Source organism: Mesorhizobium sp. M1A.T.Ca.IN.004.03.1.1, assembly GCF_003997555.1.
GTDB lineage: Bacteria > Pseudomonadota > Alphaproteobacteria > Rhizobiales > Rhizobiaceae > Mesorhizobium.
In genome coordinates, this window is the sequence record NZ_RZTV01000098.1 from 1 (window position 1) to 345 (window position 345).

The window sequence follows — 345 nt, forward strand, 5'->3', positions numbered from 1 at the left end:
GCGGCAGCAGGATGGCGTAGACGAGCGCCAGCCGTTCCCAGGCCATGTGCATGAAGACGGCGACGATCAGCCCAGCCTTCAGCATCATGAACACCAGGATCAGCGTCCACCTGAGATAGCCCTGGATGCCGAGATAATCGACCATGTAGGAAAGGGCGCTGAGCACGAAGAGCAGGCCCCAGACGAAGAGATAGAGCCGAATCGGGTGCTGCTGTCCGGTTTGGGGCTGCTGTCCCCCGATGTGTGCATGCGCTGTTGTCTCGCTCATGACGACCTCACCACAGGTAAAAGAACGCGAAGATGAAGACCCAGACCAGATCGACGAAGTGCCAGTAGAGGCCCATG

General features: G+C 59.1%; 1 protein-coding gene and 1 pseudogene. Both read right to left on the reverse strand.

All coding sequences use genetic code 11. The annotated features are described in order from the left end of the window. Positions 1–268, reverse strand: a 268-nt coding sequence (locus EOD29_RS30875) for a cytochrome C oxidase subunit IV family protein (protein ID WP_127248788.1), incomplete at its 3' end; no start/stop codon positions are given. A 7-nt stretch (positions 269–275) separates the two neighbouring features. Then, positions 276–345 (reverse strand): annotated as a pseudogene (locus EOD29_RS30880) (bb3-type cytochrome oxidase subunit IV); the annotation flags it as partial.